Source organism: Streptomyces sp. NPDC036764, assembly GCF_055609385.1.
The window spans coordinates 1,049,716-1,067,243 of sequence record NZ_JBVJPT010000001.1 but is presented as its reverse complement, the minus strand read 5'-3'; the positions used below and the strand labels follow the sequence as shown (position 1 = coordinate 1,067,243).

At 72.8% G+C, this 17,528-nt stretch carries 15 protein-coding genes; 13 read left to right on the top strand and 2 right to left on the bottom strand.

All coding sequences use genetic code 11. The annotated features are described in order from the left end of the window. Positions 1-66 precede the first annotated feature (66 nt). The 8 genes from ACZ69Q_RS04560 (at position 67) to ACZ69Q_RS04525 (ending at position 7,373) form a co-directional block, all read left to right on the top strand. On the top strand, positions 67-846 hold the full coding sequence (locus tag ACZ69Q_RS04560; protein WP_471036236.1) for a CoA transferase subunit A: 780 nt from the start codon (positions 67-69) through the stop codon (positions 844-846). Positions 847-848: 2 nt separating this feature from the next. After that, the gene (locus tag ACZ69Q_RS04555) at positions 849-1,493 is read left to right on the top strand and encodes a CoA transferase subunit B (RefSeq protein ID WP_471036233.1); all 645 of its coding nucleotides are present in this window, start codon (positions 849-851) and stop codon (positions 1,491-1,493) included. Next, entirely contained in the window at positions 1,490-2,692 is a 1,203-nt protein-coding gene (locus ACZ69Q_RS04550; protein WP_471036230.1) for a thiolase family protein, read from the top strand. Before ACZ69Q_RS04555 ends, ACZ69Q_RS04550 begins: the two co-directional genes overlap by 4 nt. A gap of 17 nt (positions 2,693-2,709) precedes the next feature. Further along, positions 2,710-3,483, top strand: a complete 774-nt coding sequence (pcaH, locus tag ACZ69Q_RS04545) for a protocatechuate 3,4-dioxygenase subunit beta (RefSeq protein WP_471036226.1) — start codon at positions 2,710-2,712, stop codon at positions 3,481-3,483. 6 nt (positions 3,484-3,489) lie between these two features. Further along, entirely contained in the window at positions 3,490-4,095 is a 606-nt protein-coding gene (gene pcaG, locus ACZ69Q_RS04540) for a protocatechuate 3,4-dioxygenase subunit alpha (RefSeq protein ID WP_471036222.1), read from the top strand. Then, positions 4,092-5,387: a 3-carboxy-cis,cis-muconate cycloisomerase gene (gene pcaB / locus ACZ69Q_RS04535; protein ID WP_471036219.1), complete on the top strand. Its 1,296-nt coding sequence runs from the start codon at positions 4,092-4,094 to the stop codon at positions 5,385-5,387. Before pcaG ends, pcaB begins: the two co-directional genes overlap by 4 nt. Then, a complete protein-coding gene (gene pcaDC, locus ACZ69Q_RS04530; protein ID WP_471036215.1) occupies positions 5,384-6,511 on the top strand; it encodes a bifunctional 3-oxoadipate enol-lactonase/4-carboxymuconolactone decarboxylase PcaDC in 1,128 nt (375 codons plus the stop codon). Before pcaB ends, pcaDC begins: the two co-directional genes overlap by 4 nt. Positions 6,512-6,581: 70 nt before the next feature. Then, positions 6,582-7,373, top strand: a complete 792-nt coding sequence (locus ACZ69Q_RS04525; protein ID WP_471036211.1) for an SDR family NAD(P)-dependent oxidoreductase — start codon at positions 6,582-6,584, stop codon at positions 7,371-7,373. 102 nt (positions 7,374-7,475) lie between these two features. Here the strand turns inward: ACZ69Q_RS04525 and ACZ69Q_RS04520 are convergent, their stop codons facing one another. After that, entirely contained in the window at positions 7,476-10,145 is a 2,670-nt protein-coding gene (locus tag ACZ69Q_RS04520; RefSeq protein ID WP_471036207.1) for an ATP-binding protein, read from the bottom strand. 251 nt (positions 10,146-10,396) lie between these two features. Between ACZ69Q_RS04520 and ACZ69Q_RS04515 the strand changes: the two genes are divergently transcribed. The 3 genes from ACZ69Q_RS04515 (at position 10,397) to ACZ69Q_RS04505 (ending at position 14,495) form a co-directional block, all read left to right on the top strand. Next, positions 10,397-11,725 carry an MFS transporter gene (locus ACZ69Q_RS04515; RefSeq protein ID WP_471036202.1) on the top strand — a complete coding sequence of 443 codons (1,329 nt, stop codon included), beginning with the start codon at positions 10,397-10,399 and terminating at the stop codon, positions 11,723-11,725. Between the two features lie 4 nt (positions 11,726-11,729). Further along, positions 11,730-12,884 (top strand): anhydro-N-acetylmuramic acid kinase, encoded by a 1,155-nt coding sequence (locus tag ACZ69Q_RS04510; protein ID WP_471036200.1) that lies wholly within the window; start codon positions 11,730-11,732, stop codon positions 12,882-12,884. A 447-nt stretch (positions 12,885-13,331) separates the two neighbouring features. Next, positions 13,332-14,495, top strand: coding sequence for a DUF2510 domain-containing protein (locus tag ACZ69Q_RS04505; protein ID WP_471036198.1), 1,164 nt, complete (start codon positions 13,332-13,334; stop codon positions 14,493-14,495). Positions 14,496-14,669: 174 nt separating this feature from the next. Here ACZ69Q_RS04505 and ACZ69Q_RS04500 read toward each other — a convergent pair whose 3' ends face one another. After that, positions 14,670-15,284: a TetR/AcrR family transcriptional regulator gene (locus tag ACZ69Q_RS04500; protein ID WP_471036196.1), complete on the bottom strand. Its 615-nt coding sequence runs from the start codon at positions 15,282-15,284 to the stop codon at positions 14,670-14,672. Positions 15,285-15,518: 234 nt separating this feature from the next. Here ACZ69Q_RS04500 and ACZ69Q_RS04495 point away from each other — a divergent pair, with 234 nt between their 5' ends. Continuing rightward, positions 15,519-16,376: a phosphatase PAP2 family protein gene (locus tag ACZ69Q_RS04495; RefSeq protein WP_471036193.1), complete on the top strand. Its 858-nt coding sequence runs from the start codon at positions 15,519-15,521 to the stop codon at positions 16,374-16,376. Beyond that, positions 16,373-17,518: a DMT family transporter gene (locus ACZ69Q_RS04490; protein ID WP_471036191.1), complete on the top strand. Its 1,146-nt coding sequence runs from the start codon at positions 16,373-16,375 to the stop codon at positions 17,516-17,518. Before ACZ69Q_RS04495 ends, ACZ69Q_RS04490 begins: the two co-directional genes overlap by 4 nt. Positions 17,519-17,528: the final 10 nt, after the last annotated feature.

The window sequence follows — 17,528 nt, the reverse complement described above, 5'->3', positions numbered from 1 at the left end:
CGCAGAAATAATCAGTGCCCTGACTAATTAGGGTGCTGGGAGCTCGGAAGAGATGGGGCTTCTCGGATGGACAAGGTGGTCGCCACGGCCCTGGAGGCGGTGGCCGATGTCGGCGACGGCGCGTCGCTCGCGGTGGGTGGCTTCGGGCTGAGCGGTGTGCCGAACGTACTGATCCAGGCTCTGTACGAGCGTGGCGTGTCCGGGCTGTCGGTCGTCTCCAACAACTGCGGGGCGATGGAGTCCGGCCTCGCGGTGCTGCTGTCGGCGGGGCGGATCGCCCGGGTGACCGGCTCCTACATCGGCGCGAACAAGGAGTTCGCCCGCCAGTACCTGGCCGGGGAGCTGGAGGTCGAGATGATCCCGCAGGGCACGCTGGCCGAGCGGCTGCGGGCCGGCGGCGCCGGGATCCCCGCGTTCTACACGCCGGCCGGGGTGGGCACCCAGGTCGCCGAGGGCGGGCTGCCCTGGCGCTACGACGGCTCCGGCGGGGTCGCGCTCGCCTCCCCGCCCAAGGAGGTGCGCGAGTTCGACGGCACCGAGTACGTGCTGGAGCGCGGCATCCGCACCGACTTCGCGCTGGTGCGGGCCGCCAAGGGTGACCGGCACGGGAACCTGGTGTTCAACAAGTCCACCCGGAACTTCAACCCGCTGGCCGCTATGGCCGGGCGGGTGACGATCGCCGAGGTCGAGGAACTCGTCGAGCCCGGCGAGATCGATCCGGACGCGGTGCATCTGCCGGGGATCTTCGTGCAGCGGGTCGTGGCGCTCACCCCGGAGCAGGCCGCGGACAAGGGCATCGAGCAACGCACGGTTTCCGTGCCCCGGGCACGAGGGACGGAGAGCTGATCATGGCGTGGACGCGGGAAGAGATGGCCGCGCGGGCCGCTCGCGAGCTTCAGGACGGCCAGTACGTCAATCTCGGCATCGGACTGCCGACCCTGATCCCGAACTATCTGCCGCCGGGCGTGGAGGTGATCCTGGAGTCCGAGAACGGCATCCTGGGCACCGGCCCCTACCCGACCGAGGACCAGGTCGACCCCGACCTGATCAACGCCGGCAAGGAGACCGTGACGGTCCTGCCCGGCGCCTCCTTCTTCGACTCGGCGCTGTCGTTCTCGATGATCCGCGGCGGGCACATCGACGTCGCCGTGCTCGGCGCCATGCAGGTGTCCCAGACCGGTGACCTGGCGAACTGGGCCATCCCCGGCAAGATGATCACCGGCATCGGCGGGGCGATGGACCTGGTGCACGGGGCGCGCACGGTCATCGTCGTGATGACGCACACCGCCAAGGACGGCTCGGCGAAGATCCTCGCCGAGTGCGCGCTGCCGCTCACGGGCAAGGCGTGTGTGAACCGGATCATCACCGACCTCGGCGTCCTGGACGTCACCGAGGAAGGCCTGCTGCTCGTGGAGACGGCGCCCGGGGTGAGCACGGACGAGATCATCGCGAAGACCGACGCCGAACTCACCGTCGCGGAGGGCCTGCTGTGAAGACCGTCTACCTCGTGGACGCGGTCCGCACCCCCATCGGCCGCCACAACGGTGGCCTGGCGAGCGTGCGCCCGGACGACCTCGCCGCCCACGCGATCCGCGAACTCATGGGCCGTACGCCCGACCTGGACCCGTCCCGGATCGAGGACGTCTACTTCGGCAACGCCAACGGCGCGGGCGAGGAGAACCGCAACGTCGGCCGGATGGCCGCCCTCCTCGCCGGACTGCCCACCTCCGTGCCGGGCGTGACGGTCAACCGGCTGTGCGCCTCCGGCCTCGAAGCGGTGATCCAGGCGGCCCGCGCCATCGCCGTCGGGGACGCCTCCATCGCGGTGGCCGGCGGTGTGGAGTCGATGACGAGGGCGCCGTACGTGCTGCCCAAGTCCGACCGGCCGTTCCCCGCCGGGCACACGGAGCTGTACTCCACCACCCTCGGCTGGCGCATGGTCAACCCGGCGATGGAGCCGCAGTGGACCGTCCCGCTGGGTGAATCGGCCGAGCTGATCGCGGACAAGCACAAGATCGGCCGGGAGCAGCAGGACGAGTACGCGCTGGCCTCGCATCTCAAGGCCGCGAAGGCACAGCAGGCCGGCCTGTTCGACGCCGAGCTGGCGCCCGTGCCGGTCCCGCAGCGCAAGGGCGACCCGGTCGCCTTCGGCGCCGACGAGTGCGTACGGCAGGACGCCTCCCTCGCCGCGATGGCCCGGCTGAAGCCGTCGTTCCGCAAGGAGAACGGGACCGTCACCGCCGGCAACGCCTCCCCGCTCAACGACGGTGCCGCCGCACTGCTGCTGACCGACGAGGAGGGCCTGAGGGCCACCGGCCGCGAACCGCTCGCCCGGATCTCCGCCACCGGCGTCTCGGCCCTCGACCCGCACTACTTCGGCCTCGCGCCCGTCGAGGCCGTCAACCGGGCTCTCGCCAAGGCGGGCAAGGGGTTCGGCGATCTGGACGTGCTCGAGCTGAACGAGGCGTTCGCCGCCCAGGTGCTGGGCTGTGTCGCCGAATGGCCCGAGTTCGACCCGGCGATCCTCAACCCGCAGGGCGGCGCCATCGCCCTCGGCCACCCGCTGGGCGCCTCCGGTGCCCGCCTCGCCGGCACGGTCGCCCACCAGTTGGCCCGCAAGGGTGCCGGGGTCGGCGTCGCCACCCTCTGCATCGGCGTGGGCCAGGGCCTCGCCCTCGTTCTGGAGCGTTAGGAACCCGAGGAACTCCCATGACTCTCACCCAGCACGACATCGACCAGGAGATCGCGGCCGAGCACGCCGCGTACGAGAAGCGGGTCGCCGACGGCGCCCCCGTCGAGCACCACCCGCGGCGCGACTACGCCCCGTACCGCTCCTCCGTCCTGCGCCACCCGAAGCAGCCGCCGATCGCCATCGACGTCAGCAAGGACCCGGAGCTGGTGGAGCTGCACTCCCCCGCCTTCGGCGAGCGCGACATCACCGAGATCGACAACGACCTCACCCGGCAGCACACCGGTGAGCCGATCGGCGAACGCATCACCGTCGAGGGCCGCCTCCTCGACCGCGACGGCCGCCCGATCCGCGGCCAGTTGATCGAGATCTGGCAGGCGAACTCGGCCGGCCGCTACGCCCATCAGCGCGAGCAGCACGACGCACCGCTGGACCCGAACTTCACGGGCGTCGGCCGCACGCTGAGCGACGACAGCGGCTTCTACCGCTTCACCACCGTCCAGCCGGGCCCCTACCCCTGGCGCCAGCACGACAACGCCTGGCGGCCGGCCCACATCCACTTCTCGCTGTTCGGAACGGCGTTCACCCAGCGGCTCGTGACCCAGATGTACTTCCCGAGCGACCCGCTGTTCCCGTACGACCCGATCATCCAGTCGGTGACGGACGACGCGGCCCGGCAGCGGCTGGTGGCGACGTACGACCACAGCCTGTCCGTGCCGGAGTTCTCGATGGGCTACCGCTGGGACATCGTGCTCGACGGGCCCGCCGCCACCTGGATCGAAGAAGGGCGCTGACCTGCCATGACGAAGATCGACACAAGCCGTCCGGAGACGGTGCTCCCCACTCCGTCGCACACGGTCGGCCCCTTCTACGGCCACGCCCTGCCCTTCCCCGGCGGCGGCGACATCGCGCCCGTCGGCCATCCGGACACGATCACGCTCCAGGGGTACGTCCTCGACGGCGAGGGCAAGCCGCTCCCTGACGCCTTCGTGGAGCTGTGGGGTGCCGACCCGGACGGCCGGGTCTCCCAGGTCGACGGCTCGATGCGGCGGGACCCGGCGAGCGGCGGATTCCTGGGCCGCAACGGCGTGGAGTTCACCGGCTGGGGACGTGTCCAGACGGACGCGAACGGCCAATGGACGGCCCGTACCCTGCGGCCGGGGGCGCGTGGGCAAAGCGCGCCGTACATCAGCGTGTGCGTGTTCGCTCGCGGGCTGCTGGTCCACCTGTTCACCCGGATCTACCTGCCGGGCGACGACGCGGCGCTGGCCGCCGACCCGCTGCTCGCCCGACTGGACGAGGCGCGACGCGACACGCTGATCGCCGCCGGGCAGGGCGGGGACACATACCGTTTCGACATCCGCCTTCAGGGCGAAGGCGAAACGGTCTTCCTGGAGTTCCAGTGACTTCTGCCGGCGACGACACCGGCCTGCTCGCCCCCGGGTGGGCAGGCTCCCCCGCGGCCTCCACGACCGGCGACACGGCCTGGCTCCAGGCCCTGCTCGACGCGGAGGCCGCCCTCACCCGGGCCCAGGCCGCCCTGGGCCTCGCCCCGGCCGAGGCCGGGGTGGCGGTGACCGAGGCGGCGGACGCCGGACGCTTCGACGTACGGACGCTCGCCGAGCGCTCCCGCGCCGGCGGCAACCCGGTCATCCCGCTGGTCGGCGACCTGACGAAGGCCGTCGGCGAGGAGTACGGCCCCTATGTCCACCGGGGCGCGACCAGCCAGGACATCATGGACACGGCGACGATGCTGGTCGCCGCGCGCACACTCGACCTGGTCCTCGGCGACCTGGACCGCACGGCAGCGGCGCTCGCCCGGCTGGCCGCCGAGCACCGCGACACCGCGATGCCCGGGCGGACGCTGACCCAGCACGCCGTACCGACCACGTTCGGGCTGAAGGCGGCCGGGTGGCGGGCGCTGGTGCTCGACGCACGGGACCGGGTACGGGCCGTACGGGACTCGCTGCCCGCCCAACTCGGCGGCGCGGCAGGGACGCTGGCGGCGTTCGGGGCGTACGGCGCGAGCGATCCGACCGCGCTGCCGGCCGGGTACGCCCGGGAGCTCGGCCTCCGGGCGCCCGACCTGCCCTGGCACACCCTGCGCACCCCCGTCGCCGATCTCGCCGGATGCCTCGCCTTCACGGCGGGCGCGCTCGGCAAGGTCGCCGTGGACGTCCTCACCCTCTCCCGCACCGAGATCGCCGAGGTCGCGGAGGGCAGCGGCGGCGGGTCCTCCGCCATGCCGCACAAGTCCAACCCCGTACGGTCCACGCTCATCGCCTCCGCCGCACGACGGGCGCCGCAGCTCGCGGCCACGCTGTACGGGTCACTGGCGGCGGAGGACGAGCGGCCGGCCGGCGCCTGGCACGCCGAGTGGGAACCGCTGAGGGATCTGCTGCGGCTGATCGGCGGGGCCGCCCGGGATGCCGTGGAGCTGGCCGAGGGACTGCGGGTCAGGGCCGGTGTCATGCGCGAACACCTTGATCTCACCCATGGGTTGATCGTCTCCGAGCGGCTGTCCGCCGAGCTGGCCCCGGTGCTTGGCCGGGCCGGGGCCAAGGAGCTGTTGACCCGGCTGGCCGCCGAGGGGCGTCCGCTCGCCGGGGCCCCGGAGCTGGCGGACGTCGACCTCGACCCCACCCATTACACCGGCTCCGCCGGAGCCCTCACCGACCGTGCTCTGGAGCGACGTTGAAACTCCTCGACCACCGTGCCGAAGGGCCCGCCTCGGCGCCGCCGCTGCTGCTCGGACCCTCGCTCGGCACATCGTCCGCCCTGTGGGACAAGGTCGCGCCCGAGCTGTCGATCACCCATCGGGTGGTCCGCTGGGAGCTGCCGGGGCACGGCGGTTCGAGTGCCGGTCTCATCGGGGCGGGCGCGACGGTCGGCGACCTCGCCGGCCTGGTGCTGGCGCTCGCCGACTCGCTCGGCATCGAGCGGTTCGCGTATGCGGGTGTCTCGCTGGGCGGTGCGGTGGGACTGCATCTCGCCGTGCACCATCCGCAGCGGGTCCACTCCCTGGCCGTGATCTGCTCGTCGGCGCACTTCAACGGCTCCAAGCCGTGGGAGGAGCGGGCCGCGCTGGTGCGCCGCGAAGGGCTCGCGGGGCTCGCCGAGAGCGCGAACGCCCGCTGGTTCACGCCCCGGTTCACCGTGCCGGAGCTGGTCCAGGACCACCGCGACGCCGATCCCGCGGCGTACGCCGCCTGCTGTGACGCGCTCGCCGCCTTCGACCTGCGCGACCGACTGGCCGAGATCTCCACCCCGACTCTCTTGATCGCCGGGCGCGAGGACCCGGCGACCCCGCCGGTCCACCTCCGGGAGATCGCGGACGCCGTGCCGGGCGCCGCGCTCGTCGAGATCCCAGGGGCCTCGCACCTGGCGCCGGCGCAGTGCCCGGAAGCCGTGCTCACGGCGCTGCGGGCGCACTTCGACGGGGGCGCGAGGCGGGGCATGGAGGTGCGGCGCGAGGTCCTCGGCGACGCGCACGTGGACCGGGCGCAGGCCCGGCAGACCCCGTTCACCGCGCGCTTCCAGGACTTCATCTCGCGCTACGCCTGGGGCGAGATCTGGACCGACCCGACGCTCTCCCGCCGCGAGCGCAGCATGATCACCCTGACGGCGCTGGTCGCGCACGGCCACTACGACGAGCTGGCCATGCATGTCCGGGCGGCGCTGCGCAACGGGCTGACGTCGCAGGAGATCGGCGCCGTACTGCTCCAGACGGCCGTGTACTGCGGGGTCCCGGCGGCGAACTCGGCGTTCGCGACGGCCCAGCGGGTGCTCGCCGAGGAGGCGGAGCCGGAGTCCGGCACCTGAGGGTGACCCTGGCGGTCGTAGGTCCAGGAGCGCCTCGCACATGCCCGCTCCGCGTGCCTACGGTGGGGGTATGTCCACGATTCTGATCACCGGCGCCACCTCGGGTCTCGGCCGCCACGTCGCCTTCGAGCTGGTCCGCTCCGGGCATCGGGTCCTCGCGCACGGGCGGGACGCGGGCCGTACGGAGCGGCTCGTCGAGGAGCTGCGGGCCGAGGGCGAGGCCGAGGGGTTCACGGCGGACCTGGCCTCGCTGGGGCAGGTGCGTCAGCTCGCGGCGCATGTCGCCGGGGAGCATCCCGAGCTCGACGTGCTGATCAACAACGCGGGGGTGGGCTTCGGCTCGCCCGGCTCGGGCCGTGAGCTCAGTGCCGACGGGCATGAACTGCGGCTCGCGGTGAACTACTTGGCGCCGGTCGTACTGACCCGTGCCCTGCTTCCCGTGCTGCGCGCGAACGCTCCCGCGCGGATCGTCGACGTGGGTTCGGCCGGCCAGGAGCCGCTCGACTTCGACGACCCCGAAATGACCCGCGGCTACGACGGTGCCGCGGCGTACCGGCGCAGCAAGTTCGCCCTCGCGGCCCATACGTTCGCCCTCGCCGAGGAGCTGGCGGGCACCGGGGTCGCCGTCAACGTGCTGCATCCGGCGACGTTCATGGACACCGGGATGGTCCGCGAGGGCGGCATCGAACCGTGGAGCACGGTCGCCGACGGCGCACCGGGCGTCCTGGCCCTGGCGACACAGGACCTGGGCACGGGCAGGTACTTCGACGGCACGACCCCGGCCCGGGCACACGAGGAAGCGTACGAGGCGAGCGTCCGACGACGGCTGACCGCCGTCACGGATCAGCTCCTCGAACTCTGACGCGCCCCGAAGGGGGCGCGGGGCTGTATCGATGTGCGGCTCCGCCGCGTCGGCGCGCCCAGCCCCAAGGCACCGCAGCCGACAAACGACCTCCTCGGCCCCCTAGCGGTGCGCCAACGCCGCCTCGGCCTGGAGCACCAGCCCGTCCGCACCGCACGACCGGGCGAGGGTGATCCCCCGCCGCAGCTCCGTGGCGGAACGCGCGGCGATGCCGTACTCGACGCGGGCGGCGGCGTGTTCGTACTGGCACGGCGAGGCTTCCAGATAGGCGACGGCCTGCTCGGCGAGGCGCACCGCACGCTGCCCGGTCTCCAGCGCGGCAGCGCACCGCAGGGCCTCGCCGATGGCGGTGTCGGTGCCCAGGCGCTCGGCGTTGCGGCGGACCTCGGTGGCCAGGCGGGCGGCGCGCGCCGGGTCCTCACTGGCCAGGACCCGGGTCAGGTCCACGGCCCAGGGGACGAGCACCGGGTTGTGGTGGCCGCGCACTTCGGCCGCCTTCTCCGCCGCCTCCAGTTCGTTGATGCCGTCCTTGGTGCGGCCGACGGCCAGGAGCAGACGGCCGCGCACGGAGCGCGGGTCCGGCAGGACGATGGTGGACGGGTAGGGCGGGGCGAAGCCGTACTGCTCGGCGAGTTCCCAGGCCTCCTGGACATGGCCGCGGGCGAGCAGCGTGTCGACGAGGTTGCAGGTGGCGGACCAGTGCAGGGGCAGCCGTCGGCCGACGCGCTCGGCGAGCGCGAGCGACTTGCGCAGGGACGCCTCCGCCTCGCGGAGCCGCCCGCGCCGGCGCAGGCCGAGTCCGACGTATGCGTGCGCCAGGGAGAGGTGGCCGCCGCTCCAGCCGGCGGACTCGTACGCGCGCAGCGCCTCGTTGTAGAGGGCCTCGGCGCGGTCGAGCCGGTCCGTGTAGGCGTAGGCGCTGGCCAGCATCATCGGCAGTTCGATGCCCCACTCGGGGTCGGTCCAGCCGAGTCCGGGGGCGAGACGGCCGTTGACGAGGGCGCGGTCGCACACTTCGACGACCTCCTCGGCGTTCTCGCCGCGGGCCATTGCGTCGAAGCCGCGCAGTATCAGCAGGGCGCGCTCGGAGTTGTCGCGGCCGGTGCAGGTCTTGGCGAGTTCGGCGAGGCGTGCGGAGCGCCCGGGTGAGGTCGTCTCGCCCGCGTGGATGCCCTCCCACATGAACTGCACCCCCTGGAGCCGCAGCCTGGCCGGTCCCACCGGGTGCCGGGCGGCTTCCGCCTCGACCGTGCGGACGGCCTCCTCCAACTGGTCGTTGTGCAGGAGGGCCTGGGAGAGGCGGTAGACGGCGTCGACGCGCTCGCCGCCGTCGAGTCCGGGCATCGCGAGAGCGGTCTGGAGGTGGTCGATGGTGGTGGCGGGTGCGGTCAGCAGGGTGGCGCAGCCGAGCTCGTGGAGCACGCGCGCGTGGACGGCGGGCAGGGGCGGCTCCAGCAGGGCGCGCTCCAGGCAGCGGCGGGCCGCGTCGGGGGCGCCGACGGCGAGGTGTTCGCGGGCGGCCTCGCGCAGTTGCTCGACGAGTTCCTCGTCGTCGTCCGGGTGCACTTCCAGGAGGTGACGGGCGGCGACCGCGGCCCCGTGGCCGTTGTCGGTGACGACGCGGGCGGCGATGCCGTGCATCGCGGTGCGCAGGGCGTCCGGGATGGAGTTGTAGACGGCGGTGGCGATCAGCGGATGCACGAACTGGAGCTCGCCGTCGTCCGGTTGGACGCCCGCGGGGTCGGACTCGGTGAGGATGCGGGCGGTGCGCAGCTTCTCGGCGCAGCGCACGGCCTCGTCCGGGTTCATGGTGGCGAGTTCGGCGACCAGGTCGACGGAGATGCCGGTGCCGAGGATGGCGGCCGCCCAGGCGAACCGGGTGGCCTCGATGCCGAGGGTCTCCAGACGGGCGACGAGGCCGCCGCCACGGGCCTCGCGGTTCAGGGCGCGCAGCTCGGCGGCCGCGGACTCGGTCGGCTCGAACTCGCTGTCCTGGACCTTGGCGAGGAGCTCGACGGTCTCGTACGGGTTGCCGCCGGTGACCGCCCAGACCTCGCGGCAGAACGGGGCGTCGGCGTGCGCGCCCAGGGTGGCGCGGGTCAGGCCGGTGGTGGCGTCCGGTGTGAGAGCGCTCAGGGTGGCGACGGAGGAGCCCGCGGCGGCGACCGTGTCGAGATGGCGGGCGCTGTCGCCGCTTGTCTCGCCGGGGCGGCGGGCCACGACGACCGGCACGTTCTGTTCGCCTACGTGCTCGGCGAACGCGGCGAGCCAGCGCAGGGTCTCCTGGTCGGCCCAGTGCGCGTCGTCGATCAGCAGCACCAGCGGCCAGTCGCGCCGGGCCAGTCGGCGTACGGCGGCGACCAGGCCGTCGCACACGCCCTGCGGGTCGGCCTGACGCTCGCCGGGGTCCGTTATGCCAAGGGCGGGTCCGGCGATGTCGTACCAGTCGCCGAGGTACTCCCGCGCCTCCTCCGGCATCAGCGACAGCAGCGCGGGCTGGAGCAACTGCCGTACGACGTTGAACGGGACCGAGCTCAGCGTCTCTCTGCCGCGGGCGGACCACACCGTGCAGCCGCGCAGCTCGGCGATACGACGGGTTTCGGCCAGCAGCGCGGTCTTGCCGAGCCCCGCCTCGCCTCGGAGCACCAGGAGGCTGCCCGACGAGGAGTTGTCCGCGCACAGCGTGTCGAGGGCCCCCTCGACCGCGGCGAGTTCCTCGTCGCGCTCCCAGAGGGAGGCCGAGGCGGCCGGCGTGGGCCGTACCTGCGTCATCCCGCTACCTCCCCATTGTCGCCCTGACGACGTACAGACCTCGAGCGTAGCCGTCCGGGTGCCTAAGTGGAGGCCGGTCCGGGCAGCTCTTGCCGTGATGGGTGACAGCGGGTACGGGCAGGCGACGCGCAGGGCCCGCGACCTGCTCCGGAAAAACTGAATGGCAGTCAAAAACCGACGGTCGAACCGGTATTCAGTCGACACGCACTCGACGCCCGGCCGGCCTCCGGGCGGCTTGCGAAGGCGCGGGGATGACGTTGGCTTTCCACGAACGAGGCACGGTCCGGTCCCGCAAGGCCCTGGTCGCGGGGTCGGTGGGCAACTTCATCGAGTGGTACGAATTCGGTGTCTACGGCTACTTCGCGACGATCATCGCGGCACGCTTCTTCACCCCGGAGGGCGGCAGCGAGGTCGAGGCGCTGGTCAGGACGTACGCCTCGTTCGCGCTGGCGTTCTTCTTCCGGCCCGTCGGGGCGGCCCTGTTCGGCCGGCTCGGCGACCGGATCGGCCGGCGTCCGGTGCTGATCCTGGTGATCACGCTGATGACCGTGGCGACGACGCTGATCGGCGCGCTGCCGACGTACGCCACCGCCGGCGCCCTCGCGCCGTGGCTGCTGACGTTCCTGCGGGTGCTGCAAGGGCTCTCGGCGGGCGGGGAGTTCGGTGGCGCGGTGTCGGTGCTGACCGAGTTCGCGCCACCGGGGCGGCGCGGGCTGTACGGGTCGTGGCAGTCGTTCACGGTCGCGCTCGGGCTGCTGGGCGGCGCGGGGGTGGCGGCGCTGCTCGCCACCGTGCTGACCGAGGAACAACTCGGCGACTGGGGCTGGCGGTTGCCGTTCCTGCTGACGCTGCCGCTGGGTCTTGGCGCGCTGTGGTTGCGGCTGCGACTGGACGAGACGCCAGCGTTCCGGGAGGAGCGGCGGGCCGAGCGTCCGCCCGCGCGCGAGGTCGCGGGCGCGATCGCGCTGGGTGCCGGGCGGATCATGGGGTGGGCGGCGGCCGGGTACACGTTCCTGGTCGTGCTGCCGTCGTATCTCCAGTCCACGCTGGACGCCTCCTTCCAGCAGGCGCTGATCGCGACAGTGCTGGCCAACTTCGGCTTCGCGGTGACGATCGTGCCGGCCGGATGGCTCAGCGACCGGTTCGGACGGCGGCCGCTGATGCTGACGGGAGCGGTGCTCGTGGTGGTGCTCGCGGTGCCGCTGCTCAACCTTCTTCAGGACCCGGGCGTTTCCCTCACCGTGAAGGGTGCGGCAGTGTGGGGCGCGGGAGCCGTGGTGGGGCTGATGGCGGGACCGGGACCGGCGATGCTCGCGGAACTGTTCCCGACGAATGTGCGCTACACCGGGCTGGGACTCGCCTACGCGTTGTCCAATGCGGTGTTCTCCGGATGCGCCGGCCTCATCATCACGGAGACGATCGAACGGACGGGGAGCGTGGACATCCCCGCCCACTACGCGGCGGCCACGTGCGCGGTGAGTGTCCTGGCGCTGGCCTGGACACCGACGGCGGCGGCCGGCGGCCCGAGGACCGGGGCTTCGGCGGCCCCGGCCAAGGATGCGAAGGGAAAGGCGAGTTGATCGTATGCGGGTGATCGGTCTGATGTCGGGCACGTCGTACGACGCCATCGACGCCGGCGCCGCCGACCTGAGCCTCGACGGCGACAGCCTCGTCCTCAAGCCGCTGGGGCTGGTGAGCGAGGCGTACGACGAGACGCTGCGGGAAGCACTCGCGGCGGCGCTGCCGCCGGGGGCGACCTCGATGGCCGAGGTGTGCCGGCTCGACACCCGCATCGGGCAGGCCTTCGCCGCGACGGCAGTGCGCGCGGTGCGTGAAGTGTGCGACGGGCGGGCGGAGTTGATCGCCTCGCACGGGCAGACCGTCTACCACTGGGCCGAGGACCGCCGGGTGCACGGAACGCTCCAGCTCGGGCAGCCCGCGTGGATCGCCGAGGCCACCGGGCTGCCCGTGGTCGCCGACTTCCGCTCGCGCGACATCGCCGCCGGAGGCCAGGGAGCGCCGCTGGTCAGCCTGGTCGACCTGCTGTGGCTGCGCGGCCGGCCGGGGGCACCGGCCGCCCTCAACCTCGGCGGCATCGCCAACCTCACCGCGCCCGACGGCACCGCCTTCGACACCGGGCCCGGCTGCGCACTGATCGACGCGGCAGCACGCGGGTTCAGCGGCGGACGGCTGTCGTACGACGTGGACGGGGCGCTGGCCGGTCGCGGCACCGTCCATGAGCCACTGCTGCTGAGGCTGCTGGAGGAGCCGTACTACGCGCTGCCCGCGCCGAAGACGACCGGCAAGGAACTGTTCCACCTGGGCCATCTGCGAGACGCGCTGTCGGGTGTCGGCACCCTGCCCGCCGAGGACGTCGTCGCCACGCTGACCATGCTCACGGCACGGACGGTCGCCGACGCCGTGAGCACGCTGGGTGCGACCGAGGTCATCGCCTCGGGGGGCGGGACGCGCAACCCCGTGCTGATGCGGATGCTCGGGCAGCGGCTGCCCGGGGTGGCGCTGCGCACCTCCGACGAGCTCGGGCTGCCGTCGGCCGCGAAGGAGGCGTACGCCTTCGCCGTGCTGGGCTTCCTGACCGCACACGGCCTGCCCGGCACCGAGCCCTCGGCCACCGGCGCCCGGCACACACGCGTACTGGGTTCGATCACCCCGGGACGGCACGCACTGCGGCTACCACCGCCGGCCGGGCAGCGGCCTGTGCGGCTCGTCGTGGAGTGACGCCGGGCGATATATCGGGGCGTCGCGACCGATGTGCCGGGGCGTCGCGGGCCGCATTCCGAGGTATCGCGGCCGATGTGCCGGGGCGTCGCGACCGATGTGCCGGGGCGTCGCGGGCCGCATTCCGAGGTATCGCGGCCGATGTGCCGGGGCGTCGCGACCGATGTGCCGGGGCGTCGCGGGCCGCATTCCGAGGTATCGCGGCCGATGTGCCGGGGCGTCGCGGGCGGCATTCCGGGGCGTTGCGGCCGATGTACCAGGGCATCGCCAGCCGCATTCCGGGGCGTCGCAGCCGATGCAGCAGGGCGTCGCGGCCGAAGCGCCAAGGCGTCGCGGGCCGCATTCCAGCACGTCGCGGGCGATATGCAGAGCGGCGCGGGCTGACATTCCGGGCATCGGGCCGGGGCCTCTCATCCCGCTTTCACCGACGCCTCATACGGTGTGCACATGACGCAGGTGACTCCTCCCGGCTGGTACCCCGACCCCGGCCGGAAAAGTGACGGTCCGCCCACCGAGCGCTGGTGGGACGGCAAGGCATGGACGGACCAGGTCCGGCCCGCGGGGTCGACCGACGGAGGGAACCCTCCGGAGCAGCCACCGGCCGACGGGGAGCCCTCGGCGTTTCCGGACCAGGCGCAGGGTCCGGGCCACCCGCAGGATCCGGGCCACCCGCAGGGTCTCGGCCGGCCACAGGATCCGGGCCACCCGCAGGGTCCGGGCCTCCCGCAGTACCCGGCCCATCCGGTGCAGCCGGGATATCCCGCGCTCCCTGGGTATCCCACGCACCCGGGGTATCCCGGTCAGGTGCAGTCCGGCGGTCGGCGTGGGCTGCGCACGGGCATAGCCGTGGGGGTGGCCGTGGTCGTCCTCGCGAGCATCGGCGTCGGCGTGTACGCGCTGACCGCGAACGACGGCTCGGGCGGTGGCAGCGCCAACTCCCAGCGGGGCCCGGGAGGGCAGGACGGCCAGGGCGGGCAGGGCGGTCCCGGCGGCGGTCAGGGCGGTCCCTTCGGGGACTCCGGCGGCGGCGACGGCGGATCCGGTGGGCAGTCGCCCGCGCCGGAGGATTCCGAGGCGCCGAGGATCGAGAGCGGTTCGGTGACCGATCCGGTGAACGGGATCAGCATCCCCGTGCCGGACGGCTGGTACGGCCAGGAGATCCGCGTGGGTGCGCAGGTGTCGTCGAAGGAGTCGTACAAGTGCCCCGCCGACACCTCCGAGACCTGCATGAAGGGCGGCGCCTACTCGGCCCCCGCACTCGTGCACGGCGCCAAGGGCGACACCCCCGAGGAGGTCGCCAAGGCCGACATCGCGGCGAACGCCGAGGAGTCCTACGGCAAGGGGTACGGCGAGATCACCTCGCACGAGGTGCTGGCCTCCAAGGCGGTGACCGTTGCCGGGCAGAAGGGCTATCTGGTCCGCTGGAAAGCGGTCACGAGCAAGGGCTCCGACGGCTACGTCGAGTCGCTCGCCTTCCCCTCCCCCGCCAATGCGCGGCAGATGGTCGTGGTCCGCTTCGGCGTCGACGTCGGTGAGAAGCAGTCGGTCCTCGACGAGATCACCAAGGGCATCAAGGTGTCCACCGGCGGCGGCAACGGCCAGGACGTCTGATCCGCCCCTGACCGAACCCCCACCCGGCGGCCCCGGACACCAGGCGGCCGGGTGGGGGCTCCCCTCCGCTCAAGAGGAACCCCACCCGGCCGGGTGGTGCGCGCCGCCCCCGTCCCCACGGTGCGGCGCGGAACAGGTCACCGTCCAGTCATCCCGTGGACGGCGGCCTGGGTCCTATGTGAGTCCGAGCGTGGGCAGCACGGCGGCCTCCACGAATCGGACGATGTACTCCGGGTCGGCGTCCTCGCCCTCCAGCACGGGCCGGGCGCGCAATACCCCGAAGATCTGGGCGGGGATGTACTCCAGCGCCGGATTGTCGGCGGCCACCTCTCCCCGCTCGACGCCCCGCCTCAGGATCTGCCGCAGCGCGTCGATCTCGGGGTCGATGAGCGCCTCGCGCAGCGCCTTCTTGAGCTCCGGGTCCTCCATGACGGCGTGACCGAGGGCCTGCAGCAGCCGGGTGTCCTTGGCCGACCACGCCCCCGCGGCCCGTGCGGCTTCCCGCAGGTCGTCCGCGAGCGTGCCGGTGTCGATGCCGTCGAACCGGGTCTGCCTGTTGGCGCGCAGGGCCGCCGCCACGAACTGCGGCTTCGTCTTCCACTGCCGGTAGAGCGTGGCCTTGCTGCACCGCGTGCTGGCGGCGACACCCTCCATGGTGACGGAGTCGTAGCCGCAGGCGCGGACCTGTTCGAGCACGGCGTCGAAGAACTCCTGCTCACGCTCGGGCGTGATCTTGGAGCGGCGCGAGGCGGCGACCGTCTCCGGTCCGTCCGCGGCCTGCGACGTCATCTGCTCGTCTCCTCGCTCGGGTGCCACGCCCCGCCGTGTCCGGGGGGTCGCCTTCCAGTGTGTCGCACGTCTATCGAAACGTCACTGTACCGGAACGCCAACGTATCGGTACAGTGGCGTATCGGTACAGGGGCGTTTCGGTACGCCCCCGTACCGATGAGTTCGCCGTACCCGCGGAGTCATCAGCTCGACAGCACAGCCAGCACCACCCACGTCAGCGAAAGGGCCGGGGGAATGAATGCCCGCACCGAGCCTTCAGAGGCCGAGACCGCGATAGCGCGGCCTCCTCTCGTCCGGGAGCTCCTGCTCGTCGCAGGGCTCTTCCTCGTGTACAAGTTCGGCCGCCAGCTCGCCACCGGCCACACCGATGAGGCCTTCCGCAACGCGGACCGCGTGTGGGACCTGGAACGGGCGGTCCATCTGCCCGGCGAGGGCTCGGTGCAGAACCTGCTGCTGCACGGCAACACGCTCATACACATCGCGAACACCTACTACGCGACCGTCCACTTCCCGGCCACCGCGGCCTTCCTGGTCTGGCTGTACCTGCGGCGCCCCACGCACTACGTCTGGGCCCGCCGCGTCCTCGCCGCCGTCACGGCCGCCGCCCTGGTGGTGCACCTGACGTTCCCGCTGGCCCCGCCGCGCATGCTGGCCGCGACCGGACTGGTCGACACCGGACAGCTCTACGGCCCGTCCGTGTACGGCTCACCCCAGACCGACCACCTGTCGAACCAGTTCGCGGCGATGCCGTCGCTGCACTTCGGCTGGGCCCTGATGGTCGCGATCGGCCTGATCGTGGCGACCCGGTCGCGCTGGCGCCGGCTGTGGCTGCTGCACCCGCTGCTGACCCTGCTGGTGATCGTGGGCACGGCCAACCACTACTGGCTCGACGCGATCGTGGCGACGGCCATGCTCGGCATCGCCCTCGCCGTGATCGTCCCCCAGACTTCGTCCGGGCGGACCCCCATCTCGCTCCGCTCGCCGAAGCGCACCGCGGCGAAGGCCGGACGCGGCGCCGGGCAGCTCGCTCCGGCGGCCCGGGGCGAGGAAGCCGTCGACGAGGAGTCCGTGCTCGTGGGAGCGACCCGATGAACGCCACCGTGCTCGCCGTCGCCCTGTCGCTGCTCTCCGCCGTCGCCTATGCCGCCGCGGCCGTCGCCCAGGAGCGGCTGGCCTCCCGCGCCCCGGGCTCGGGCCTGCTGCGGCTGCTGGGCTCCGGCGCCTGGTGGGGATCGGTCCTGCTCAACGGCTCGGGCGCGCTGCTGCACGTCGTGGCCCTGAAGTACGGTCCGCTGACCCTGGTGCAGCCGCTCGGCGCGCTCACCCTCGTCGCCGCGGTGCCGCTGGGCGCGCGCCTGGCGGGGCGGCGGGTCAGCGGGGTCGAGTGGCGCGGTACGGCACTGACCCTGGCCGGCCTCGGCGCGATCCTCGTCACGGCGTCCGGGCCCGCACCTAACGACGGGGGGAGCATTTGGGAAGTGTGGGTGGGTGTGGTGGGTGTGGCGGCCCGGCTCGGCATGTTGTCGCGACTGGCCCCCCCCCCGGGGCTGCGGCACGCGACCGCGTCCGGCTTCGCCTCCGGTGTCGCCTCGGCGCTCACACAGACCGTGACGGTCGCCGCGACGGACCACTCCGCCCCACTGCTCGGCCTTCAGGTGGTCGGCGTGGCTCTGCTGGTCGCGGCCCTCGCGGCGAGCGGGCTGCTGCTGTCGCAGACCGCCTACCGGGGCGGCCTCGGCGCCCCGCTCGCGATGGTGACGCTGGCGAACCCGCTGGCGGCCGCGGTGATCGGGCTCGTCCTGCTCGGCGAGCGCCTTCAGGGCGGGCCGGCGGGAATCCTGCTCGCGCTGGCCGGAGCGGGCCTGGCGTCGTGTGGTGTGGTGCTGCTGAGCCGCGCGACACCGAAGCCGGCCGAGTCGAGCGCCTCGATCGTCGTCGCCACGAACACGCACGCCACGACCGGCCTCACCACGAACACACTCGACACAACCGGCCTCACCACGAACACACTCGACACAACCGGCCTCACCACGAACACACTCGGCACGACCGGCCTCACCACGAACACACTCGGCACGACCGACCTCGCCAAGAATGACCGCGGCTCGCAGGACCCGGCCGCCGACGAGGACCACCCCGTCGCCGCCGTACTGGCTCTGGAACCCGAGTCCGCAGCCCAGGAACCGGCGTTGGTGCCCCGGCAACCCGGGCCGGGGCACCTCACCGCGCTGTGAACCGTGCGCC